Below are 21,823 nucleotides of genomic sequence, written 5' to 3'. Positions count from 1 at the left end.
CGGCAAGTAAAAAAAGAGCCCAGTAGCAAAAAACACAATACCAGCACACTTGTAACAAAATGTAAAATAAAAAATGAAGAATAGTCAACAAATATCCATCACAAGAATGATTAACACGCTAATCATTCAACATGAAGCGGCGTGCCAGCAGACCAGAACGCGGCGGCTTCAGCCCCGCTAAGCGCCGCTGAAACCGTACCGCGCGGCACCTGGGACCCGGCGAGATCGGGGTAGGCTTTCCTCTCCGTTATCCATTTAACAACGTTTGCCGATACGCTATTCCTTTATGTTCTATAAGTCTCACTGACATAAAAGAGAAATATTTAAAAGGAATCCAGGGGTAAAGCCTAAAATAAGAATCAGCTTATTTTAGTTTCCTGACAATAATTAATATTTATCGACAATTATCCATATTGCCGCAGCTTATTTCAGACTTTTTACCTCCGTTGCTTTAACAGAACAGCAGGCAATAAAGTTAAGGTGCCTTTTCTGGCGTTGAAAAAAGCGCATCATACTTACAAATCCCGGACGTTTCTCGCTCTTCAACACCCCGTTGCAAACAATTTTAAGCGCCTCTGTGCATTCAGCCTGATTTGAAGCCAATTCCGCGATCGGCATAAAAATCTATTCAATATTTAACAATAACTTATCGTTACTATTGTGCGGTATCGCGCCGTGACGATCGCGCTTCAATTGAAATGATAACCATTCTCATATTAATATATGCCGTATTGATCAACTTTTCTGAACCTGGCTATGTCCCCTTCTTCCGCCATCGCCTCTCCGCTGACGCTTGCCTCGCTGTATAGCGACCATCACGGCTGGCTGAAAAAATGGCTTACCCATAAGCTGAAATCCGTTTATGACGCCGACGACGTAGCGCAGGATACCTTTGTCCGAATTATGGCCGGCGGGTCGCTGTCGACCATTCGCGACCCAAAATCTTTTCTTTGCACAATTGCCAATCGGGTGATGATCGATCTGTTCCGCCGAAATGCGCTGGAGCGCGCATGGCTCGAGATGCTCTCTCAGCTACCGGAAGAACTCTCCCCTTCCCCGGAACAGCGACAAAGCCAGCTAGAATTGTTACAGCAGATTGACGCCATGCTGGACGGGCTTAACGTCAAAGCCCGGGAGGCCTTTTTACTCTCGCAGCTTGAAGGATTGACCTACGCCGACATCGCCAGCCGCCTGGCGGTTTCCGTCAGTTCGGTTAAGAAATATATCGCGAAAGCCACCGAGCACTGCCTGCTGTTTCGTCTGGAGAATGGCCTGTGAAACCAATGCTAAGCGACTCCCGCCGTCAGGCGCTGCGTTCCGCTTCGCACTGGTACGCGGTCCTCAGCGACGGGCGCGTGAGCCCGCAGCAGGAGGCCCGCTGGCAGCAGTGGTATGAACAAAACAACGAAAATCAGTGGGCGTGGCAGCAGGTAGAAAACCTGCGCCAGCAGATGGGGCAGTTGCCGGGCGGGCTGGCCAGCCGTGCCCTTCACGATAGCCGCCTGGCGCGTCGTCACGTGCTGAAAGGGCTGCTGCTTTTACTGGTCGCCGGCGGCGGCTGGCGGCTCTGGGAGTCCGAGCTGGCGGAGGGGCTGCGCGCCGACTACCGAACGGCGAAGGGTATGCCGCGCCAGCAGCGGCTTGCCGACGGTACGCTGTTAACCCTGAATAGCGAAAGTGCCGCCGATGTCCGTTTTGACGCCCGGCAGCGGATGGTGCATTTACGCTATGGCGAAATCGCCATCACCACCGCTCAAGACAGCCGGCGGCGGCCATTCCGGGTGCAAACCCGCGAAGGCACCCTCACCGCGCTCGGCACCGAATTCACCGTCCGTCAGTTTGCCGGCGGCACCCGGCTGGCGGTACAGCAGCATGCCGTAGAAGCCGTTTTACCGTCCGGCGGCGCCCAAATCGTTAACGCCGGCGAAAGCCTGTGGTTTACCCGCGATCGTTTCGCCGCTCTGGTGAAGCTCAACGGCGGCGAGGATAGCTGGACCCGAGGCGTGCTGACCTTTCGCGATACCGCGCTGAGCGAGGTGGTCGCCACCCTCGCCCGCTATCGCACCGGAGTGCTGCGCTGCGATCCCGCCGTGGCTGATTTACGCCTGAGCGGCACCTTTCCGCTGGGCGATCCGGACGCCATCCTGCAGGTCATCGCGCAAACGCTGCCGATTAAATTGCGGTTTGTCACCCGCTACTGGGTCACGCTCGCCGCGGCCTGAGAAAAAAACGAAAAAATTCTCATTCTCCTTTGTCCCTTTTCCCCTGCTCGTTCGACTTATTAGGTGAACACAACCAAAAACGATCGTGGAGAAAACATGACGCCCTTACGCGTTTTACGCAAACCGATGCCTCTGGTGATGGTCATCCGTTTAAGCCTGCTGCCGTTCGCGGCGCTGGCTGCCGCGCCGGCATTTGCCGCCGCGCAGTTTGATATTGCCGCCGGAGATTTAGATACCGTACTAAACCAGTACGCCGCCCGCAGCGGTATCACGCTCTCTGCCGACGCCAGCCTGACGCGCGGCAAGCATAGCCCGGGCCTGCACGGCAGCTTTGAAACCGAAGAGGGCCTGCATACGTTGCTGAACGGCAGCGGATTACGGCTAAAGCCGCTGGGCAAGAATGTCTGGACCCTGGAGCCCGTGCCCGTTAGTTCAGAATCCACCCTCACCGTCGTCGGGGACTGGCTCGGCGACGCGCGCGAAAACGATGTCTTTGAACACGCCGGCGCCCGCGACGTTATCCGTCGGGGGGATTTCGGCAAAACCGGCGCCGCCACGATGCGCGAAGTGCTGAACCGGATCCCCGGCGTTAACGCGCCGGAAAATACCGGTACCGGCAGTCACGATCTGGCGATGAACTTTGGTATTCGCGGCCTCAATCCGCGCCTTGCCAGCCGTTCCACGGTGCTGATGGACGGTATTCCGGTTCCCTTCGCCCCCTACGGCCAGCCGCAGCTTTCTTTGGCGCCGGTCTCGCTCGGCAATATGGACGCCATCGATGTCGTGCGCGGCGGCGGCGCGGTGCGCTACGGGCCGCAGAGCGTCGGCGGCGTGGTGAACTTCGTCACCCGCGCAATCCCCGAGAATTTTGGCATTGAGGGCGGCGTTGAAGGACAGCTCAGCCCCACCTCGTCGCAAAACAACCCGAAAGAGACGCATAACTTCGCGATCGGCGGCACGGCGGAAAACGGTTTCGGCTCCGCTCTGCTCTATTCTGGCACCCGCGGCAGCGACTGGCGCGAACGCAGCGCGACGCGGATTGATGATGTGATGCTGAAAAGCAAATACGCGCCCAACGAAGTGCATACTTTTAACAGCCTGCTGCAATACTACGACGGCGAAGCCGATATGCCCGGCGGCCTCTCTCGCGCCGACTATAACGCCGACCGCTGGCAGTCGACCCGACCTTACGACCGCTTCTGGGGGCGTCGTCAGCTCGCCAGCCTCGGCTACCAGTTTCAGCCGGATGCGCAGCATAAGTTTAATATTCAGGGGTTCTATACGCACACCCTGCGCAGCGGCTACCTGGAACAGGGCAAGCGCATTACCCTCTCCCCGCGCGAATACTGGGTCCGCGGCATCGAACCGCGCTACAGCCAAAGCTTTATGATCGGCCCATCCGCCCACGAAGTCGGCGTCGGCTATCGCTACGTCAACGAATCGACCCACGAAATGCGTTACTACACCGCTACCACCAGCGGCGAGCTGCCCAGCTCCGCCAGCCCGTACGATCGCGATACCCGCTCCGGCACCGAAGCGCACGCCTGGTATATCGACGATCGTGTGGATATCGGCAACTGGACGATTACGCCAGGGATGCGCTTCGAGCACATTGCGTCTTATCAGGACAACGCTCTGCTGGGCACCCGCGAACGGGTCAGCTATAACGCCCCGCTCCCGGCGCTGAACGTTCTCTATCACCTCACCGACAGCTGGAATCTTTATGCCAATACAGAAGGTTCATTCGGCACCGTACAGTACAGCCAGATTGGCAAGGCTGTGCAAAGCGGCAATGTGGAACCGGAAAAAGCGCGCACCTGGGAAGTCGGCACCCGCTACGACGACGGGGCGCTGACCGCCGAAATGGGGCTGTTCCTGATCAACTTCAATAATCAGTACGACTCCAACCAGACCAATGACACGGTGACCGCCCGGGGTAAAACGCGTCATAGCGGCCTGGAAGCGCAAACCCGTTACTCTCTCGGCGAGCTTTCACCCGCCCTTGATAATCTCTCGCTCTACGCCAGCTATGCGTACGTCAACGCTGAAATCCGCGAAAAGGGCGATACCTACGGCAATCAGGTTCCCTTCTCGCCGAAACACAAAGGCAGCTTTGGCGTCGATTACAAGCCCGGCAGCTGGACGTTTAACCTCAACAGCGACTTCCAGTCCAGCCAGTTTGCCGATAACGCCAATACCGTTGCCGAAAGCGCCGATGGCAGCACCGGCCGTATTCCCGGCTATATGCTGTGGGGCGCTCGGGTGGCCTACGACTTTGGCCCGCAGATGGCCAATCTCAATCTCGCGCTGGGGGTGAAAAACATCTTCGATCATGAGTACTACACCCGCTCATACGACGATAACAACAAAGGGCTTTACGCCGGCCAGCCGCGCACGCTGTACCTGCAAGGGTCGATGAAGTTCTGATGAGAATGGATTGCCGGACAGCGGTATTAGCGCCCTGTCCGGAAAACGGGAGTTGATTATGTTTAGCCTTGTTCGCCTGTGTATTTTCAGCCTGCTGTTTCTGGCAGGCCCGGTATTCGCCGTCACCGTGCAGGATGAGCACGGTCGCTTTACGCTTGATAAAACGCCGCAGCGCATCGTCGTGCTTGAGCTCTCCTTCGTCGACGCGCTGGCGGCGGTCAACGTCAGCCCGATTGGCGTGGCCGATGACAACGATCCGTCGCGTATTCTGTCGGACGTACGCGCGTGCCTGAAGCCCTGGCAGTCGGTGGGCACCCGCGCTCAGCCTTCGCTGGAAGCAATTAGCGCGCTGCATCCCGACCTGATCGTTGCCGATAGCAGCCGCCATGCCGGGATCTACGCCGCCCTGCGGCAGATTGCCCCGGTACTGCTATTGAAATCGCGCAATGAAACCTGGGAAGAGAACCTGCAGTCCGCGGCGATTATCGGCAAAGTCGTGGGTCAGGACGAGGAGATGCAGCGGCGTCTGGCGCAGCACCGGCAAAAAATGGCGGCGTTTTCCCGTCAGCTGCCGGCTGGCGCCAGCGTGCTGTTTGGCACCTCGCGCGAACAGCAGTTTAATCTTCATTCATCGCAAACCTATACCGGCAGCGTGCTGGCGGCCCTTGGCCTGAAGGTTCCGCTGCCGAACGGCGGCGCGCCGATGGCGGCGATAAATCTCGAACAGCTGCTGGCGCTAAATCCGCAATGGCTGCTGGTCGCCCACTACCGCGCTGAAAGCATCGTCACAAAATGGCAGCAGGACGCGCTGTGGCCAATTCTGCAGGCCGAGCAAAAACAGCAGGTCGCCGCCGTCGATAGCGACAGCTGGGCGCGGATGCGCGGGATCGTTGCCGCCGAGCGTATCGCCAGCGATATGGTGAAAATCGTCCACCACCAGGCCGTCGATATCGCGCCATGAAACTCTTCCATCGCGCGCGCTTTATCTGGGGATTGCCGCTGCTGGCGCTCACCGGCCTGTTCTGGTTGAGCCTGTTCTGCTATTCGCCGATCCCGATTTCGCCGTTAAACGCGCTTCACGCCCTGCTGGCGCCAGATACGCCTGCGCTTGCGGAGGCGCTGGTGCTTAACCTGCGCCTGCCCCGCAGCCTGGTAGCGATAATGCTCGGCGCCTCGCTGGCAATGTCCGGGGCCTTATTGCAAACGCTCACCCATAACCCGCTGGCGTCGCCTTCGCTGCTGGGCATTAATAGCGGCGCGGCGCTGGCGATAGCGCTGACCAGCGCCTTCAGTCCGGCGCCGCTGGCAGGCTTTTCGCTGGCGTTGATAGCCGCCTGCGGCGGCGGACTAAGCTGGTTGCTGGTGATGACCGCCGGCGGCGGCTGGCGCCAGCAGCTGGATCGCCATCGGCTGATCCTCGCCGGTATTGCTCTTTCGGCGCTATGCATGGCTCTGAGCAGAATGACCCTGCTGCTGGCGGAAGATCGCGCCTGGGGCATTCTGACCTGGCTTGCGGGCGGCGTTTCTCACGTGCGCTGGGCCGAGTTCTGGCAGCTTTTCCCTTTTTTCGCGCTCATTGCTCCCGGCGTATTCCTGCTGGCCAACGCGCTTAATCTGCTCAACGTCGGCGATACCGCGGCCCATTCGCTGGGAGTGAATTTGCCGCGCCTGCGCCTGCTTATCAACGCGGCCGTGTTGCTGCTTACCGGCGCCAGCGTCAGCGTCGCCGGGCCGGTGGCCTTTATTGGCCTGCTGGTTCCGCATCTGGCGCGCTTTTGCGCAGGTCACGATCATCGTTTTCTTCTACCCATGAGCGCGGTGTTGGGCGCCCTGCTTATGCTGCTGGCCGATATTCTCGCCAGAGCGCTGGCCTGGCCAGGTGAACTGCCGGCGGGCGCGGTGCTGGCGCTGGTCGGGGCGCCTTGTTTTGTCTGGCTGGTCAGGAGGCGGGGATGAGACGACGCATCGTTTTTTTACTGCTCGCGCTGACGCTGTTAACCCTCTTCTCGCTGCGGATGGGCGCGATCCCGCTGCCGTGGCAAGTGCTGCTCAGCGGATGGCATGCGGACAGCGAGTATCACTATGTCCTTATGCAATATCGCCTGCCGCGCGTCGTGCTGGCGCTGATTATTGGCGCCGCGCTGGCCGTTTCCGGGGCGCTGGTTCAGGGTGTGGTGCATAATCCGCTGGCCTCGCCGGACATTCTGGGAATTAACCACGGGGCGAGCCTGGCCTCGGTGGCCGCATTGTGGTTTTTGCCGTCCCTGCCCCTGCCGTGGTTGCCGCTGCTGGCCTTTATCGGCGGGATGTCGGCGATGACGATCGCGATCGCGCTTGCCGGGTTTTCCCATCCAATGCGCCTGGCGCTCACCGGCATCGCGCTGTCGGCCTGCTGGGCCAGCGTGACCGATTACCTCTTACTTTCCCGGCCGCAGGAGATCAATAACGCGCTGCTGTGGCTGACCGGCAGCCTGTGGGCCAGGGACGGTTCGTTCGTCGTTATCGCCCTGCCCCTGCTGGCGATTTTGCTGCCCTTAAGCTTCGCCCTCAGCCGCGATCTTGACCTACTGGCGTTAGGCCGCGACCGCGCGGGAACCCTCGGCGTCAACGTGCGCCGGCTTAACGGCTACGCGTTGACGCTGGCGGTCGCCCTCGCGTCGATCGGCGTGGCGGTTTGCGGCCCCATCGCCTTTATCAGCCTCGTGGTGCCGCATCTTGTGCGTCGCCTGTTCGGCGGTCGCCACCGCTATTTATTGCCCCTGTCCGCGCTGACGGGCGGGCTGGTTCTGCTACTCGCCGATCTGCTGGCGCGAACGCTGCATCCGCCGCTTGAGCTGCCGGCAGGCGTATTGACGGCGATTATCGGCGCGCCCTGGTTTATCTGGCTGCTTGTGAGAATGCGTTAAATGGAACTGCAAACCCAAAAGCTCACCGCCGGCTATGGCGGCAAACACGTTATCAATCATCTCGACCTGACGCTGCCCGGCGGCAAAATCACCGCGCTGCTGGGGCCAAACGGCTGCGGTAAATCAACGCTGCTGAAGTGTTTCTCCCGCCTGCTAACGCCGCTCGCCGGCGAGATCTGGCTCGGTGATGTCGCCTTAACGCGCCTCTCCGTGCGTCAGCTGGCGCGCCGACTGGCGCTGTTGCCGCAGCAGCATCACGTTCCGGAAGGCGTCAGCGTACGCGAGCTGGTCGGCTATGGCCGCAGTCCGTGGCTACCGCTATGGGGTCGGCTTACAGAGCACGATCGACAGCTGGTCGACAGCGCGCTACAGCGCACCGGCATCGCTGCGCTGGCGGAACAGCCGCTGACCGCCCTTTCCGGCGGCCAGCGGCAGCGGGCTTTTCTGGCGCTGCTGCTGGCGCAGGATACGCCGCTGGTGCTGCTCGATGAGCCAACGACCTGGCTGGATATTAATCATCAGGTGGAACTGATGACGCTGATGCGCGAGCTGCAGCGGATGGGAAAAACCGTGGTTACCGTGCTGCACGATCTCAACCAGGCCAGCCGCTACTGCGATCATCTGGTGGTGCTTGAAGGGGGGCAGGTGCGGGCTCAAGGTTCAGCGGAAACGGTGCTGACGCCGGAGATGCTGCGGGAGATCTTTCACCTGGAAGCGGAAATTCACCCGGAGCCGGTGTCGCAGCGCCCGATGTGCGTGGTGAAATAACCCGGGTAAGGCGCCCTGCGCCCTACCCGAAGTTAATCAGTAGGTGTGGAAGTACTGCTGGATCACCTGCGGATTTTTCGTTTGCGTCAGCGCCGTCATCAGCAGGATGCGCGCTTTTGCCGGGTTGAGCGAATCGGATACCAGCCCCGGCTGGCCATCATCAACCGGCACGACGCCGCTGCCGGTGCGCGAGGCGCGAACCACCACGATACCGGCTTTTTCCGCTTTTTCGATCCCCGCCGCGCTGCGTACGGAGACCGATCCCGCGCCGGTGCCCGCATAGATAATGCCGTCTACATGGTGCGCGATCGCCGCGTCATACATATATTCAGGGTCATCCTGATAGCCATAAATAATGACTACCTTCGGTAGCGCGTTAAGCTGGCGGACGTCAAAAACCGAGCGCACGGTATGAATTTTATCCACGCGCGTTTCGAACTGCGGTTTGCCGCTCACGATAACGCCCAGATAGCCCTCTTCCGGCGCCTTGAAGGTATCCAGCGTTGTGGCATTGGTCTTCGTAACGAAACGCGCGGCGCCAATGCGATCATTGAGGACCACCATCACGCCGCGGCCTTTCGCTTGCGGATCGGCCGCCACGGTCACCGCTTCCAGCAGGTTCATCGGGCCGTCGGCGCTGATGGCCGTGGCCGGACGCATCGCCGCCGTGAAGACCACCGGTTTATTGCTTTTTACCGTCAGGTTGAGGAAGTAAGGCGTCTCGTCCAGAGTATCGGTGCCGTGGGTAATCACCACGCCGTCGACATCATCGCGGGCCAGCAGCTCATTGACGCGTTTTGACAGCTTGAGAATAATGTCGCTGGTCATATTTTCGCTGCCGATATTGGCAACCTGTTCGCCGTCAACGCGGGCGACTTTGCTCATCTCAGGCACGGCATTAATCAGCGTCTGGACGCCAATCGCGCCGGCTTTGTACCCGGTAGTCTGGGTATTGCTGGCTGCCGAACCGGCAATCGTTCCTCCGGTCGCCAGGATAACGATATGCGGCAGACGCGTATCACTAAATGCAAAAGCGCTTATCGTCAGTAACGTAATTGCCAGTAATGCTCTAAAATTCATCATGACTCATCCCAAAATAGATATTAAATATATTCGCGCAGAGAGAATGCAAACGGCTTGCCAGGATTTAATATATTTTACCTGTTAAAAGTGATTAACTATCAGACAAAAAAGGATTTTTACTTCGTCCTGAGCGCTACTTTGGTGCAGGAACGCGCTAAAAACGGGCATGACATAAAAGCGAAATCAGAATCAACTTATTCAATCTATTTTGTCGTGTCGGCATCGCTATCAACGAAATAGACCAACACGATGCGGGTAATGCGATGGAGAAAACGATGCGTATCGCCTTAAAATCAGCATTGATGCTTACCTCCCGCGTCATACAAGTAATTAATCCCGAATTACACCTGCATATGCAACGCACGGCGCTGATTGCGCTGGAGCTTGCGCAGGCATCGGGCCTATCGCGCCGGCAGCAGCAAACTATCTTTTGCGCCGCGCTGCTGCACGACATTGGCGTGCTGGGGGATAAAAGGGCGTTTTCGTCGCTGAACGCCATCGATAACCTCAATGACCCACATCAGCATCGGGGAGCCGAAATGCTGGCCGGGTTAGCCACCCTGGCCCCCATCCTGCCGATTATCCGCGATCACCATTTTAGCCCAAACCACAGAGGCAGCCTCGAACAGCATATTGTCTATTTTGCCGACGTTTTTGAACGCCAGCTCCCTGGCGATAAGAGCGCGACCACCTATCAAACCGATATGAGTATTGATAACTTCCGCGCGCTTTACCAGGCGATCGACCCGCCGCTGTGTCAGACCTTGTGCCAGCTCGCAGAAAAAGAGCATTTTTGGCTGCATCTTAATCCCGGACATATTCAGCGAATGCTGGAAATCATCGGCCCCATCAACGATGTGTATATCGATATCGACGGTCTGAAAGATATCTGTCTACTTATTGCCAAAATTGTCGATACCTACAGCAGCTTTACCGCCAGCCACAGTCTGAAGGTTGGTCAAATTTCGCGCGACCTCGCCGCTTATATGAGTCTGCCGGATCTGGAGTGCAGGAAGATTGAGATTGCCGGTTATTTGCACGATATCGGCAAAGTGTATATTCCGCTGGCAATCCTCGAGAAACAGGGTGAGCTGAACGACGAAGAGTTGCTTCAGGTTCGCGAGCATAGCTATATGACCGGCGAAATTCTTAGCACCTTCAGCGAACTCGGCGAGATAATTAACTGGGCCGCAAACCATCATGAAAAACTGGATGGCAGCGGTTATCCACTTCATCTCAATGGGGATTACCTGCAACTACCGGATCGGATTATCGCCATCGCGGATATATTCACCGCGCTGACCGAAGACCGCCCCTATCGCCCCGGAATGCGTCGTCAGCAAGCGTTACAGCTGATAGAGAGTGATGTTATAAATGGCGCGTTGGATAAAGATGTGTATCGCATTTTGCATCAGCATGCCGAAGCGCTGCACGCTATTATTACTCACACGCTGCCCCCTTAATCACCGGTTTTTTCTGGTGAAGCCGGTGCGCAACGATAAAAACAAAATAATTCATCTGCACGCAAGGAATATTCGGTGAGAATCGCCACCATGACCAACTGGGCCTACGGGATCACCGTCGCCCTGACCCTCGCCTCAGGCATCGCAATGCTGATGGCTTCAAGTGCGGATAATGCCGAACGCCGCGCCGTCGAACAACGCCAGGTGTTCGACCAGCTAAGCGAAGAAGTGGAAAGCGGCGCCTGGGAGCTTTCCGATCTCGCGCGACTTTACATCATCAAAAAAAATCAGGATGTGCTGCAGGAGTACCGGCAGCAAACTCAGGCCATCACCGCCATTGAACGCCGGCTAGTAAAGCTGAAAGACAATGGCGCAACCGCTGAAGAGCTGGCGCTGCTGCGCGAGGGGTTACAGATGGCCGATGAACTCCAGGACGAGCAGCGGACGGCGCTGGCGCAGGTTGCCAGGGGCGAGGAAAAAGAGGCGGTCAACCTGCTTTATGGCACCGCCTATGAGCAGGAGCTCGAGCGGGTCCAGACGCAGCTTGACCACTTTCGCCTGATGCTCGAAGGCCGGGTGAATAAAACCATTGCCGAGGCGACGGAGAAATCGCGGATCTGGCGTACGCTCTCTGAGGTCATGGTTGGACTCACGGCGCTGATGTTCCTGTTTGTGCTGGGCTTTATTCTTAAGCGGCGGGTGCTGTATCCCGTCGTCCGTCTGAGCGATGTCGTGCAGCGGCTGGCCTCGCAGGATTACGCGGTTGAAACGCCGCAGTTTACCCAGATTGATGAAATTGGCGATATGGCCCAGGCCATTCGCATCTTTCGCGAGAACGGGCTGGCGCGCCAGCGGCTGGAACAAGAGCGCGACGCCGATTGGGCGGTCCGCGAGCTGCTGGCGCGGATGACCCAGCGTTTACAGGGCTGCGAATCCTTCGAGGACGTGATCAAGGTTGCCGAACTGTTCGCGCCGAATATCGCCCCGGCGATCCCGGGGCGACTGTATATTCTTGATACCGATCCCTGGCAGATGCGCTGCGTGGCGCAGTGGCTTTCTCCGCCGCTTGAAGCGGACGTCTTTCATCCGGATAACTGCTGGGCCGTGCGGCGCGGGCTGAGCCATCCGCCGGTCAACGGTGAGCCGGATATCGCCTGTTATCACCTGTCGGAATCGCAGGCTAATCAGTCGCTATGCGTGCCGCTGATTGCGCAGGGAGAAGCGATTGGCCTGCTATCCTTCAGCAACGTTACTTCCGCGACTGCCCCTTCCCGCGCCTATCTTGAACTGATGGCCGAAGCGCTGGGTCTGGCGCTGGCGAATCAGCGTTTGCGCAACGCGCTGCTGGAAAAGGCGCTGTTTGATTCATTAACCGGCCTGCGTAACCGCCACCACCTGGATGACGCTCTGCATACCCAAATGAATCTGGCGGTTCGCAACGGCACGCCGCTGAGCTGCCTGATGATCGATATCGATCACTTTAAGGCGATTAATGATAGTTACGGTCACGAGGCGGGCGACCTGGTGATCAAAAGCGTCGCCGCGATTATTCAACGCGCGGTGCGCGATATCGGCATGGCCTTCCGCTATGGCGGCGAAGAGTTCCTGGTGCTGCTGGGTGGAACCGATGAACAGTCCGCGATGGTCTGCGCGAACGATATCTATAACAGCGTGCACCTGTTGACCCTACGCTACGGCCTCGCTGAGATTGGCCAGATCGATGTCTCCATCGGCATCGCCAGCTACCCCCAGCATACGCAAAGCGACAGCCTGCTGCGCGCGGCCGATGCAGCGCTCTACCGGGCCAAAGAGCTGGGGCGGTCGAGAATTGTGAGTTTTGGGATGTTAAAGGCGGATTGAGCCTCGTTCCAGAAGGCGAAGATGCCCTATTCACCCATGCTAATGAAAGCCGACGCGCGGGTGAATAACGCTCACATCACGCTTAATAGCGCGTCTTCCATCAGTTGCCCCAACAGCGCCCGCGCTCCGTGAACCCCGTCGTTCCCCTGGCCGTGCGTCAGCGTAATACCGAGATTCCCCGGCGATGGCAGCAGGCTTCCCGCCACGCGCAGGTTGCCGGGCATGCCGATGCGCGTACGTACGGTAATGCCCAGTCCGGCCTGCACCGCCGCCCAGATGCCGCTCAGACTATGGCTGATAAACACCACCTGCCAGGCGATGTTGGCCCGGTCCAGACAGTCGATGGCGCGGGAACGCATCAGGCACGGGCTGTCCAGCATCACCAACGGCAACGGCTTGCCCTCCGCCAGCAGCGCGGCAATATCCAGCTGCGGATGGGTTATCCACTCCAGCCGGCTCTGGCCGATCGGTTTGCCTTCACGCTGCGCGCTCTCCGGCTGCCACAGCAGCGCCATATCAAGCATATTGTCATTGAGGGCGTTGAGCAGCGCCCGATTGCGATCGACACGGGCAATAATTCGCATTCCTGGATGGTGACGTTTGAACTCGCCAAGAATGCCGGGCATAAGCGACTCGCCAAAATCCTCCTGCATGCCAATGCGTATTTCTCCCTGCAAAAGTTCGCCCTGCAGGACTCGCTGCGCTTCATCGTTCAGCGCCAGCAGACGCCGGGCATAGCCCATAATTATCTCGCCATTCTGCGTCAGCGCCAGGTGGCGGCCTCTCTTCTCCACCAGAGCGGTGCCGCACTGCTGCTCCAGCTTTTTCAGCTGAGCGCTCACCGCCGAGGTTGAACGGCAGAGGCGACCTGCCGCCTGCGCAAAGCTACCGCATTCAATACCGGTGACAAAACTGCGCAGCGCGTCGAGATCGAACGTGAGTGGGAGCTTATTCATGATTGTCCTGATAAACGGGATGAACGGTCTAATATAATTCAATTTTCAGGATTGAAACAGCGCGCCAGAATGACGTTATTGTCAATACGGAGAGATAACGATGGCCAACCCCCTCGATCGTGAAACCCTGGCTCGCATCGCGCCGAAGCTAGCCGAGCTGAGTCAGAATGTACTTTTTAATGATATCTGGACGCGTGAACCGCTTTCTCCCCGCGAGCGCAGCCTGGTGACGCTCGGCGCGCTGACGGCGCTGGGCCGCGTTCAGCAGCTCCCCTGGCATATCCGCTTCGCCCAGCAAAATGGCCTGACCCGTGAAGAAATCGTTGAGGTTTTCACCCATCTGGCATTCTACGCCGGCTGGCCCGCGGCGGTTTCCGCCCTCGAATGCCTGCAAGAGGAGTAACGCCGATGCCCTTTACCCGCATTAGCCTCCATCAGAGTTATAACGATACGCAAATCATGCAGATTTCCGACATTCTGCAACAGAGCCTTGAAACAGAATTTGCCGTCCCGCCCCACGATCGCTTTCAGGTTTTCGAACGGCTGCCGGCGAACCAGCATGTGTTCGACCGCCGCTATAAAAGCGCTGGCCGCAGCGACAGTTTTATTCAGTTCCATCTTCTGGCAGGTAAGCCTCGTTCAGTGGAGCAGAAGAGGAACTTCTGCCGTACCCTGTGCCAGCGGCTGCAGACGAAACTGCATATTAGTCCGGATGATGTGATGGTGATGATGCAGTTCAATACCGCCGATGAGTGGAGTTTCAGCCACGGACTGCTGCTCTCTGAGGAGGCGTGATGATGGTGATGCCGTATCGTTTTACCTGGCGGGGCCGACTCCCCAGGACTCTCACTGACCGACGCATTGAGCAAAACGGCGCCAGGCTTATCATTCAGGTGTAATAAAAAAACGGGAGCCCATCGGCTCCCGTTTTTGTCTAACCCAGAGACGGGATTACATGTTCGCGATGATCGCGTCGCCAAACTCTGAACATTTCAGCAGCTTAGCGCCTTCCATCAGACGCTCAAAGTCATAGGTCACGGTCTTGGCAGCAATTGCGCCTTCAGTGCCTTTAACAATCAGGTCTGCGGCTTCGAACCACTGCATGTGGCGCAGCATCATCTCAGCGGACAGAATAATAGAACCTGGGTTCACTTTATCCTGGCCGGCATATTTCGGCGCAGTACCGTGGGTCGCTTCAAACAGCGCGCACTCGTCGCCGATGTTCGCACCCGGGGCAATACCGATACCGCCAACCTGCGCCGCCAGGGCGTCAGAGATATAGTCGCCGTTCAGGTTCATACAGGCGATAACATCGTATTCCGCCGGACGCAGCAGGATCTGCTGCAGGAAGGCGTCGGCGATAACGTCTTTCACGACGATCTCTTTCCCGGTGTTCGGGTTTTTGATCTTCAGCCACGGGCCGCCGTCAATCAGCTCACCGCCGAACTCTTCGCGTGCCAGCTGGTAGCCCCAGTCTTTGAACGCGCCTTCGGTGAATTTCATGATGTTGCCTTTGTGCACCAGAGTCAGTGAATCGCGATCGTTGGTGATGGCGTATTCAATGGCGGCGCGAACCAGGCGTTTGGTACCTTCTTCAGAGCACGGCTTGATGCCGATACCGCAATGTTCCGGGAAGCGAATTTTCTTCACGCCCATTTCATCGCGCAGGAATTTGATCACTTTATCCGCTTCGGCAGAATCGGCTTTCCACTCGATACCGGCGTAGATGTCTTCGGAGTTTTCGCGGAAGATAACCATATCGGTCAGTTCAGGATGTTTAACCGGGCTCGGAGTACCCTGATAATAACGAACCGGGCGCAGGCAAACGTAGAGGTCCAGTTCCTGACGCAGGGCAACGTTCAGAGAACGAATGCCGCCGCCGACTGGCGTAGTCAGAGGGCCTTTGATAGCAACACGATATTCACGAATCAGATCAAGAGTTTCGGCAGGCAGCCAGACATCCTGGCCATAAACCTGGGTCGATTTTTCACCGGTGTAAACTTCCATCCAGGAAATTTTACGCTCGCCCTTATAGGCTTTCTCAACGGCAGCATCAACCACTTTCAGCATCGCCGGAGTGACGTCAACACCGATACCATCGCCTTCGATGAACGGGATAATCGGGTTATTAGGGACGTTCAGCTTGCCGTTTTGCAGGGTGATTTTTTGACCTTCCGCCGGAACTACTACTTTGCTTTCCATTAACCTCTCCTTCGAGCGCTTCTGGTTCTGCTCTTCCCTCTTCACGCTAGCCGGGCGTTGGCTTTATTCGCCCACTCCCGTCATCGGAATATCCCGCTAACCGGAGATTTCGCGTCCGTGTCGCCTTCCTGTAATGCGAATCGGTTTGAGCAACCTTTTTGTTAATAAGTTGTAATGAGCATGTCAATACTACCTGAATGTTTGCGTCCATGAAAGGCATTCGTAATTAGGCTATAATGCGGCAATTGATTGAGTCTGAAAATACCATGCAAAAAACTTCATTTAGAAAACATCGCGTTGAGCGATTCAGCACGCAACAAGTCACCAGACAACGCAAAGAACGCCAGCCAAAAACTGTGATCTTGTTCAATAAACCATATGATGTATTGCCGCAATTTACCGATGAAGCCGGACGCAGCACGCTTAAAGATTTTATTCCGGTTGCCGGCGTCTACGCTGCCGGTCGGCTGGACCGCGATAGCGAAGGCCTGCTGGTGCTGACTAACGACGGCGCGCTGCAGGCGGCCCTCACCCAGCCGGGCAAGCGCACCGGAAAGATTTATTATGTCCAGGTGGAAGGCGAACCCACGGCGGACGCGCTGGCCGCCCTTCGCGACGGCGTCACGCTGAATGACGGCCCCACCCTGCCTGCGGGAGTCGAGCGGGTGGCGGAGCCAGAGTGGCTATGGCCGCGAAATCCGCCCATTCGCGAGCGCAAATCCATCCCTACCAGCTGGCTTAAAATCACCCTCTATGAAGGGCGCAACCGCCAGGTGCGGCGGATGACCGCCCACGTCGGCTTTCCGACGCTACGTCTGATTCGCTACGCGATGGGCGGCTATACGCTGGATGGCCTGGCCAACGGCGAATGGCGCAAAATTGATTAACAGTAGCCTAAGGAAAATCAATGTTTAAACCGCACGTCACCGTCGCCTGCGTGGTTCACGCGAAAGGCAAATTCCTCGTTGTTGAAGAGACGATCAACGGAAAAGTGCTGTGGAACCAGCCTGCGGGCCACCTCGAAGCCGATGAAACGCTGGTTCAGGCCGCAGAGCGCGAGCTCTGGGAAGAGACCGGCATTCGCGCCACGCCGCAGCACTTTCTTCGCCTGCATCAGTGGATAGCCCCGGATCGCACCCCATTTTTGCGCTTCCTCTTTACTATCGAGCTTAACGATACGTGCGCCACCGAGCCCCATGATAGTGATATCGATCGCTGCCTGTGGCTTAGCGCTGAGGAAATTCTTAACGCGACAAACCTGCGTTCTCAACTGGTTGCTGAGAGCATTCGCAGCTATCAGCAGGATCCGCGCTACCCGCTGTCGCTCATCGGTGAATTTAACTGGCCGTTTACAGGGGGTGCCTCAACCGAGGACGCGTGCTAGAATACGCCGCCTCGAAGTTCAATGTAATGAGTATTCCAATGTCAGAAAGCCAGAAAAAAGTGATCGTCGGCATGTCCGGCGGGGTTGATTCCTCAGTTTCCGCCTACCTGCTGCTCCAGCAAGGGTATAAGGTGGAAGGCCTGTTCATGAAGAACTGGGAAGAAGACGACGGCGAGGAATACTGCACCGCAGCGGCGGATCTTGCCGACGCGCAGGCCGTTTGCGATAAGCTGGGAATTGAACTTCATACCGTTAACTTTGCCGCAGAATACTGGGACAACGTATTCGAACTGTTCCTTGAAGAATACAAAGCCGGACGCACGCCGAACCCGGATATTCTGTGTAACAAAGAAATTAAATTTAAAGCTTTCCTCGAATTTGCCGCAGAAGACCTCGGCGCCGACTACATCGCTACCGGACACTACGTGCGCCGCGCCGACGTTAACGGCAAGAGCCAGCTGCTGCGCGGCCTCGACGGTAACAAAGACCAGAGCTACTTCCTTTATACCCTAAGCCACGAACAGATCGCGCAAAGCCTGTTCCCGGTGGGGGAGCTGGAAAAGCCGCAGGTGCGTAAAATCGCCGAAGAGTTGGATCTCATTACCGCGAAGAAAAAAGACTCGACCGGTATCTGTTTTATCGGCGAACGCAAATTCCGTGAGTTCCTTGGCCGCTACCTGCCCGCTCAGCCGGGAAAAATTATCAGCGTTGACGGCGACGAAGTTGGCGAGCATCAGGGCCTGATGTACCACACCCTTGGGCAGCGTAAAGGCCTTGGCATCGGCGGTATCAAAGACGGCGGCGAAGACCCGTGGTACGTGGTCGACAAAGACGTCGAAAACAATATTCTGGTTGTCGCCCAGGGCCACGACCATCCGCGTCTGATGTCCGTTGGGCTGATTGCCCAACAGCTGCACTGGGTCGATCGCGAGCCGGTTACGGGCACGCTGCGCTGCACGGTGAAAACCCGCTACCGTCAGACCGATATCCCCTGCAGCGTTAAAGCGCTGGATGACGACCGCATTGAAGTCATCTTTGATGAGCCGGTTGCCGCCGTGACGCCGGGCCAGTCTGCGGTCTTCTACCGCGGCGAAGTCTGCCTCGGCGGCGGGATTATCGAACAGCGCTTGCCGCTGCCGGCTTGACAGACATTTCAGCCGCTGAATGCGCCGCTCGGGCATTTGGCGGTTTATAAGGAGAATGTGTGGCGAAGAATTATTATGACATTACGCTGGCGCTGGCCGGCGTTTGCCAGGCCGCGCGTCTGGTTCAGGAACTGGCGCACCAGGGGCACTGCGATAGCGATGCTCTGCATGTGTCGCTGAACAGCATCATCGACCTCGATCCGGATTCAACGCTGGCGGTGTTCGGTGGTAGCGAAGCCAATCTTCGCCTCGGGCTGGAGACCCTTATTGGCGTGCTGAATACCAGCAGCCGCCAGGGGCTGAACGCCGAACTTACCCGCTATACTTTAAGCCTGATGGTGCTGGAGCGTAAGCTTGCCGCCAGCAAGGGAGCCATGGATACCCTCGGCAACCGTATCGGTGGCCTGCGCCGTCAGCTTGAACATTTCGATCTGCAATCCGAGACGCTGCTCAGCGCGATGGCCGGCATCTATGTTGATGTCATTAGCCCGCTGGGCCCGCGGATTCAGGTGACCGGCTCTCCCGCCGTGCTGCAAAGCCCTCAGGTTCAGGCGAAGGTTCGCTCTGCCCTGCTGGCCGGAATTCGCTCCGCGGTGCTCTGGCACCAGGTCGGCGGCGGGCGCCTGCAGCTGATGTTTTCTCGTCATCGTCTGGTTAACCAGGCAAAACAAATTCTTGCTCATTTAACCCCGGAGTTGTGATCTATGGAATTATCCTCACTGACCGCCGTTTCCCCAGTCGACGGCCGCTACGGCGACAAAGTCAGCGCGCTGCGCGGTATCTTCAGCGAATTCGGTTTGCTGAAATTCCGCGTTCAGGTAGAAGTGCGTTGGTTGCAAAAACTGGCCGCGCACGCAGCGATCAAGGAAGTTCCTGCTTTTGCTGCCGACGCAAACGGTTACCTTGATAAAATCGTCGCTGATTTCAGCGTAGAAGATGCAGAGCGCATCAAAACCATCGAGCGCACCACCAACCACGACGTCAAAGCGGTTGAGTATTTCCTTAAGGAAAAAGTCGCCGATGTCGCTGAACTGCACGCGGTCTCCGAGTTTATCCACTTTGCCTGCACCTCCGAGGACATCAACAATCTGTCCCACGCGCTGATGCTGAAAACCGCTCGCGACGAAGTGATCCTGCCCTACTGGCGCAAGCTGATCGACGCGGTGAAAGACCTGGCGGTGCAATATCGCGATATCCCGCTGCTTTCCCGCACTCACGGCCAGCCGGCCACGCCGTCCACCATGGGGAAAGAGATGGCGAACGTCGCTTACCGTATGGAGCGCCAGTATCGTCAGCTGAATCAGATTGAAATCCTTGGCAAAATCAACGGCGCGGTGGGTAACTATAACGCCCATATCGCCGCCTACCCGGAAGTCGACTGGCACCAGTTCAGCGAAGAGTTCGTCACCTCGCTGGGTATCCAGTGGAACCCGTACACTACCCAGATTGAACCGCACGACTATATTGCCGAATTGTTCGACTGCGTCGCGCGCTTTAACACCATCCTGATTGATTTCGATCGTGACGTCTGGGGCTATATCGCGCTCAACCATTTCAAGCAGAAGACGATTGCCGGCGAAATCGGCTCTTCCACCATGCCGCATAAAGTGAACCCGATCGACTTCGAGAACTCCGAAGGCAACCTCGGTCTGGCCAACGCGGTGATGCAGCATCTGGCGAGCAAACTGCCGGTTTCCCGCTGGCAGCGCGACCTGACCGACTCCACCGTCCTGCGTAACCTCGGCGTCGGCATCGGCTATGCGCTGATCGCGTATCAATCCACTCTGAAAGGCGTGAGCAAGCTGGAGCTGAATCAGGACCGTCTGCTGGATGAACTAGACCACAACTGGGAAGTACTGGCCGAGCCGATCCAGACCGTTATGCGCCGCTACGGCATCGAGAAGCCTTACGAGAAGCTGAAAGAGCTGACCCGCGGCAAGCGCGTGGACGCCGAAGGCATGCAGCAGTTCATCGACAGCCTGGCGCTGCCGGAAGCGGAAAAAGTTCGCCTGAAGGCCATGACGCCGGCCAACTATATCGGCCGCGCGACCACCATGGTTGACGAACTGAAGTAAACCTTTCCACCCTCTTTCCGCTCTGGGAAGAGGGTTTCCCTGCCCCCGCGATCGTTAAATCCAGACGTCGTTCACCGCGGTCCGATCTCCGCCCTCATGCCCGGTATTCAGGACGCCGCGCGGCTCGATCAGCATAAGTTTGGTTTCGGTTTCCGCCGAGGTTTTATGCTCAACGCCCCGAGGCACCACGATCATTTCGCCGGCCTGGAGCAACAGATGCTTATCGCGAAAATCCAGACGCAGCACGCCCTCCAGCACAATCAGGGTTTCATCCGTTTCCGGATGGCTATGCCAGATAAAGTCGCCGAAGATCCTGACCACCTTGAACTGATAATCATTCATTTCGGCCACCACCTTCGGCTGCCATTGCTCGGTAAAGAGAGTGAATTTCTGCGCAATATTAATCGATTGATACATGAGCTGACTCCTTGTGATAAAGGCTGTCAGCATAGATAACTCCCCACCGCAGAGATTGAACGATTGTGCAACTCACGGCGCGTCAGGGGCGGACAAACTTCAGCCAGCGGCCGGGAGAGAGGCCAAAGCGGCTGATGAACTGGCGCGTCATATGGCTTTGACCGGCAAAGCCCGCGTGGGCTGCGATATCCGCCAGATTATCCCCTGCCAGCATCCGCTGGCGGCAAAATTCGAGGCGCCTCATCATCACATAACGCCAGGGGCTGGCGCCAAACAGCGCCCTGAAATCGCGGCTCAGGCTCCAGCGGTCTCTGCCGCTGACGTTCGCCAGAGTGTCGAGGGTGATGTTCTGCGCAAAACAGGCGTGGATATACTCCCGGGCCCTTTCCGCGGCGGGGTAATCGAAGGCCCGGCGTCGAAAGCGCTGGCCGCCGACGGCGGCCAGGGTCTGCGCCAGATCGTACAGCGCGTCCTCCTCCTCCAGAGGCGCGAAGTGGGCATTGACGTCTTTCAGCAACGGCAGCGCGGCGTGCAGCAAGCGCGGATCGCTGGATATTCCCCCGGGGATAAAGGGCAACGGCCTGCCGCCAAGGATCTTTTGAATCAGCGCGGGCTCAATGTACACCATCCGGTAGCGAAACCCCTCCTCGGTCCCTGCCTCGCCGTCATGGACCTCATCGGGGTGCAAAACCATCGTCCCACCGGGGAGGCTGTGCTGGAGGCCGCCGCGATAGTGAAAGCGCTGCACGCCGGAGAGCGTCTGGCCAATGGCGTAAGTATCATGCCGGTGAGGCTCATAACCGTGGCCGCCGAAAAAGGCTTCGATACGCTCAATATGCGCGGGCGACTGGGCCAGGCGGACCCAATCCGCACGTTTCTGTTGTGACATGTGATTTACGCTCCCGCGCGCCATTA

21 protein-coding genes are annotated in these 21,823 nt (G+C 57.8%); 16 read left to right on the top strand and 5 right to left on the bottom strand.

Going from position 1 to position 21,823, the window contains the following annotated elements; all coding sequences use genetic code 11:
• Positions 1–756 precede the first annotated feature (756 nt).
• From fecI to fecE, 7 genes are all read left to right on the top strand, one after another.
• On the top strand, positions 757–1,278 hold the full coding sequence (gene fecI / locus BWI76_RS11395) for a ferric citrate uptake sigma factor FecI (protein ID WP_004138326.1): 522 nt from the start codon (positions 757–759) through the stop codon (positions 1,276–1,278).
• Positions 1,275–2,222, top strand: a complete 948-nt coding sequence (gene fecR / locus BWI76_RS11390; protein WP_024359512.1) for a ferric citrate uptake sigma factor regulator FecR — start codon at positions 1,275–1,277, stop codon at positions 2,220–2,222. The genes fecI and fecR overlap by 4 nt, the downstream gene beginning before the upstream one ends.
• A 96-nt stretch (positions 2,223–2,318) precedes the next feature.
• On the top strand, positions 2,319–4,649 hold the full coding sequence (fecA, locus tag BWI76_RS11385) for a TonB-dependent Fe(3+) dicitrate receptor FecA (RefSeq protein ID WP_084402788.1): 2,331 nt from the start codon (positions 2,319–2,321) through the stop codon (positions 4,647–4,649).
• Positions 4,650–4,707: 58 nt separating this feature from the next.
• The gene (locus tag BWI76_RS11380) at positions 4,708–5,610 is read left to right on the top strand and encodes a Fe(3+) dicitrate ABC transporter substrate-binding protein FecB (protein ID WP_064371689.1); all 903 of its coding nucleotides are present in this window, start codon (positions 4,708–4,710) and stop codon (positions 5,608–5,610) included.
• Entirely contained in the window at positions 5,607–6,605 is a 999-nt protein-coding gene (gene fecC, locus BWI76_RS11375) for an iron-dicitrate ABC transporter permease FecC (protein WP_024359515.1), read from the top strand. The genes BWI76_RS11380 and fecC overlap by 4 nt, the downstream gene beginning before the upstream one ends.
• Positions 6,602–7,555: a Fe(3+) dicitrate ABC transporter permease subunit FecD gene (gene fecD, locus BWI76_RS11370; protein WP_064371688.1), complete on the top strand. Its 954-nt coding sequence runs from the start codon at positions 6,602–6,604 to the stop codon at positions 7,553–7,555. Before fecC ends, fecD begins: the two co-directional genes overlap by 4 nt.
• Positions 7,556–8,323 carry a Fe(3+) dicitrate ABC transporter ATP-binding protein FecE gene (gene fecE / locus BWI76_RS11365; RefSeq protein ID WP_064371687.1) on the top strand — a complete coding sequence of 256 codons (768 nt, stop codon included), beginning with the start codon at positions 7,556–7,558 and terminating at the stop codon, positions 8,321–8,323. It abuts the gene before it with no gap.
• A 36-nt stretch (positions 8,324–8,359) separates the two neighbouring features.
• On the opposite strand, the gene fraE is transcribed toward fecE, so the two are convergent.
• Positions 8,360–9,403 carry a fructose-asparagine asparaginase gene (fraE, locus tag BWI76_RS11360; RefSeq protein WP_004138332.1) on the bottom strand — a complete coding sequence of 348 codons (1,044 nt, stop codon included), beginning with the start codon at positions 9,401–9,403 and terminating at the stop codon, positions 8,360–8,362.
• Positions 9,404–9,681: 278 nt separating this feature from the next.
• On the opposite strand from fraE, the gene BWI76_RS11355 reads away from it, so the two are divergent.
• Entirely contained in the window at positions 9,682–10,869 is a 1,188-nt protein-coding gene (locus BWI76_RS11355) for an HD-GYP domain-containing protein (protein ID WP_049086647.1), read from the top strand.
• Positions 10,870–10,944: 75 nt separating this feature from the next.
• Positions 10,945–12,729 carry a sensor domain-containing diguanylate cyclase gene (locus BWI76_RS11350; protein ID WP_024359520.1) on the top strand — a complete coding sequence of 595 codons (1,785 nt, stop codon included), beginning with the start codon at positions 10,945–10,947 and terminating at the stop codon, positions 12,727–12,729.
• Positions 12,730–12,800: 71 nt separating this feature from the next.
• Here the strand turns inward: BWI76_RS11350 and BWI76_RS11345 are convergent, their stop codons facing one another.
• Complete coding sequence (locus BWI76_RS11345) at positions 12,801–13,685, bottom strand: LysR substrate-binding domain-containing protein (RefSeq protein ID WP_024359521.1); 885 nt, start codon at positions 13,683–13,685, stop codon at positions 12,801–12,803.
• Positions 13,686–13,785: 100 nt separating this feature from the next.
• On the opposite strand from BWI76_RS11345, the gene BWI76_RS11340 reads away from it, so the two are divergent.
• Complete coding sequence (locus BWI76_RS11340; protein WP_024359522.1) at positions 13,786–14,088, top strand: carboxymuconolactone decarboxylase family protein; 303 nt, start codon at positions 13,786–13,788, stop codon at positions 14,086–14,088.
• A gap of 5 nt (positions 14,089–14,093) precedes the next feature.
• Positions 14,094–14,480 carry a tautomerase family protein gene (locus BWI76_RS11335; RefSeq protein WP_004138337.1) on the top strand — a complete coding sequence of 129 codons (387 nt, stop codon included), beginning with the start codon at positions 14,094–14,096 and terminating at the stop codon, positions 14,478–14,480.
• Positions 14,481–14,636: 156 nt separating this feature from the next.
• Here BWI76_RS11335 and icd read toward each other — a convergent pair whose 3' ends face one another.
• Positions 14,637–15,887, bottom strand: coding sequence for an NADP-dependent isocitrate dehydrogenase (gene icd / locus BWI76_RS11330; protein WP_004131480.1), 1,251 nt, complete (start codon positions 15,885–15,887; stop codon positions 14,637–14,639).
• A gap of 236 nt (positions 15,888–16,123) precedes the next feature.
• Between icd and rluE the strand changes: the two genes are divergently transcribed.
• From rluE to purB, 5 genes are read left to right on the top strand one after another with little or no spacing between them, the layout of a single operon-like run.
• A complete protein-coding gene (rluE, locus tag BWI76_RS11325; RefSeq protein WP_004138338.1) occupies positions 16,124–16,774 on the top strand; it encodes a 23S rRNA pseudouridine(2457) synthase RluE in 651 nt (216 codons plus the stop codon).
• A 20-nt stretch (positions 16,775–16,794) separates the two neighbouring features.
• Positions 16,795–17,271: an NUDIX hydrolase gene (locus BWI76_RS11320; RefSeq protein WP_004138340.1), complete on the top strand. Its 477-nt coding sequence runs from the start codon at positions 16,795–16,797 to the stop codon at positions 17,269–17,271.
• Between the two features lie 38 nt (positions 17,272–17,309).
• The gene (mnmA, locus tag BWI76_RS11315) at positions 17,310–18,416 is read left to right on the top strand and encodes a tRNA 2-thiouridine(34) synthase MnmA (RefSeq protein ID WP_004138341.1); all 1,107 of its coding nucleotides are present in this window, start codon (positions 17,310–17,312) and stop codon (positions 18,414–18,416) included.
• Between the two features lie 59 nt (positions 18,417–18,475).
• A complete protein-coding gene (gene hflD, locus BWI76_RS11310) occupies positions 18,476–19,117 on the top strand; it encodes a high frequency lysogenization protein HflD (protein ID WP_004138343.1) in 642 nt (213 codons plus the stop codon).
• 3 nt (positions 19,118–19,120) lie between these two features.
• Positions 19,121–20,491: an adenylosuccinate lyase gene (gene purB / locus BWI76_RS11305; RefSeq protein WP_004131470.1), complete on the top strand. Its 1,371-nt coding sequence runs from the start codon at positions 19,121–19,123 to the stop codon at positions 20,489–20,491.
• Between the two features lie 54 nt (positions 20,492–20,545).
• Here the strand turns inward: purB and BWI76_RS11300 are convergent, their stop codons facing one another.
• Together BWI76_RS11300 and BWI76_RS11295 are read right to left on the bottom strand one after the other, a co-directional pair.
• Positions 20,546–20,908 carry a cupin domain-containing protein gene (locus BWI76_RS11300; RefSeq protein WP_004138345.1) on the bottom strand — a complete coding sequence of 121 codons (363 nt, stop codon included), beginning with the start codon at positions 20,906–20,908 and terminating at the stop codon, positions 20,546–20,548.
• Positions 20,909–20,990: 82 nt separating this feature from the next.
• Complete coding sequence (locus BWI76_RS11295; RefSeq protein WP_064371831.1) at positions 20,991–21,797, bottom strand: AraC family transcriptional regulator; 807 nt, start codon at positions 21,795–21,797, stop codon at positions 20,991–20,993.
• Positions 21,798–21,823 lie beyond the last annotated feature (26 nt).

Origin of the sequence: Klebsiella sp. M5al (assembly GCF_002090195.1) — a bacterium.
In the GTDB taxonomy this organism is placed as follows: Bacteria; Pseudomonadota; Gammaproteobacteria; order Enterobacterales; family Enterobacteriaceae; genus Klebsiella; species Klebsiella grimontii.
The sequence above is the reverse complement of the archived record's forward strand: the minus strand, read 5'-3'. Positions and strand labels throughout refer to the sequence as shown.

Bases quoted from the DNA above. Each gene is read 5' to 3' on its own strand.
- fecI (WP_004138326.1), top strand. From the start codon at position 757: ATGTCCCCTTCTTCCGCCATCGCCTCTCCGCTGACGCTTGCCTCGCTG.
- fecA (WP_084402788.1), top strand. From the start codon at position 2,319: ATGACGCCCTTACGCGTTTTACGCAAACCGATGCCTCTGGTGATGGTC.
- BWI76_RS11380 (WP_064371689.1), top strand. From the start codon at position 4,708: ATGTTTAGCCTTGTTCGCCTGTGTATTTTCAGCCTGCTGTTTCTGGCA.
- fecC (WP_024359515.1), top strand. From the start codon at position 5,607: ATGAAACTCTTCCATCGCGCGCGCTTTATCTGGGGATTGCCGCTGCTG.
- fecD (WP_064371688.1), top strand. From the start codon at position 6,602: ATGAGACGACGCATCGTTTTTTTACTGCTCGCGCTGACGCTGTTAACC.
- fecE (WP_064371687.1), top strand. From the start codon at position 7,556: ATGGAACTGCAAACCCAAAAGCTCACCGCCGGCTATGGCGGCAAACAC.
- fraE (WP_004138332.1), bottom strand. From the start codon at position 9,403: ATGAATTTTAGAGCATTACTGGCAATTACGTTACTGACGATAAGCGCT.
- BWI76_RS11355 (WP_049086647.1), top strand. From the start codon at position 9,682: ATGCGTATCGCCTTAAAATCAGCATTGATGCTTACCTCCCGCGTCATA.
- BWI76_RS11345 (WP_024359521.1), bottom strand. From the start codon at position 13,685: ATGAATAAGCTCCCACTCACGTTCGATCTCGACGCGCTGCGCAGTTTT.
- BWI76_RS11340 (WP_024359522.1), top strand. From the start codon at position 13,786: ATGGCCAACCCCCTCGATCGTGAAACCCTGGCTCGCATCGCGCCGAAG.
- BWI76_RS11335 (WP_004138337.1), top strand. From the start codon at position 14,094: ATGCCCTTTACCCGCATTAGCCTCCATCAGAGTTATAACGATACGCAA.
- icd (WP_004131480.1), bottom strand. From the start codon at position 15,887: ATGGAAAGCAAAGTAGTAGTTCCGGCGGAAGGTCAAAAAATCACCCTG.
- rluE (WP_004138338.1), top strand. From the start codon at position 16,124: ATGCGGCAATTGATTGAGTCTGAAAATACCATGCAAAAAACTTCATTT.
- BWI76_RS11320 (WP_004138340.1), top strand. From the start codon at position 16,795: ATGTTTAAACCGCACGTCACCGTCGCCTGCGTGGTTCACGCGAAAGGC.
- mnmA (WP_004138341.1), top strand. From the start codon at position 17,310: ATGTCAGAAAGCCAGAAAAAAGTGATCGTCGGCATGTCCGGCGGGGTT.
- purB (WP_004131470.1), top strand. From the start codon at position 19,121: ATGGAATTATCCTCACTGACCGCCGTTTCCCCAGTCGACGGCCGCTAC.
- BWI76_RS11300 (WP_004138345.1), bottom strand. From the start codon at position 20,908: ATGTATCAATCGATTAATATTGCGCAGAAATTCACTCTCTTTACCGAG.
- BWI76_RS11295 (WP_064371831.1), bottom strand. From the start codon at position 21,797: ATGTCACAACAGAAACGTGCGGATTGGGTCCGCCTGGCCCAGTCGCCC.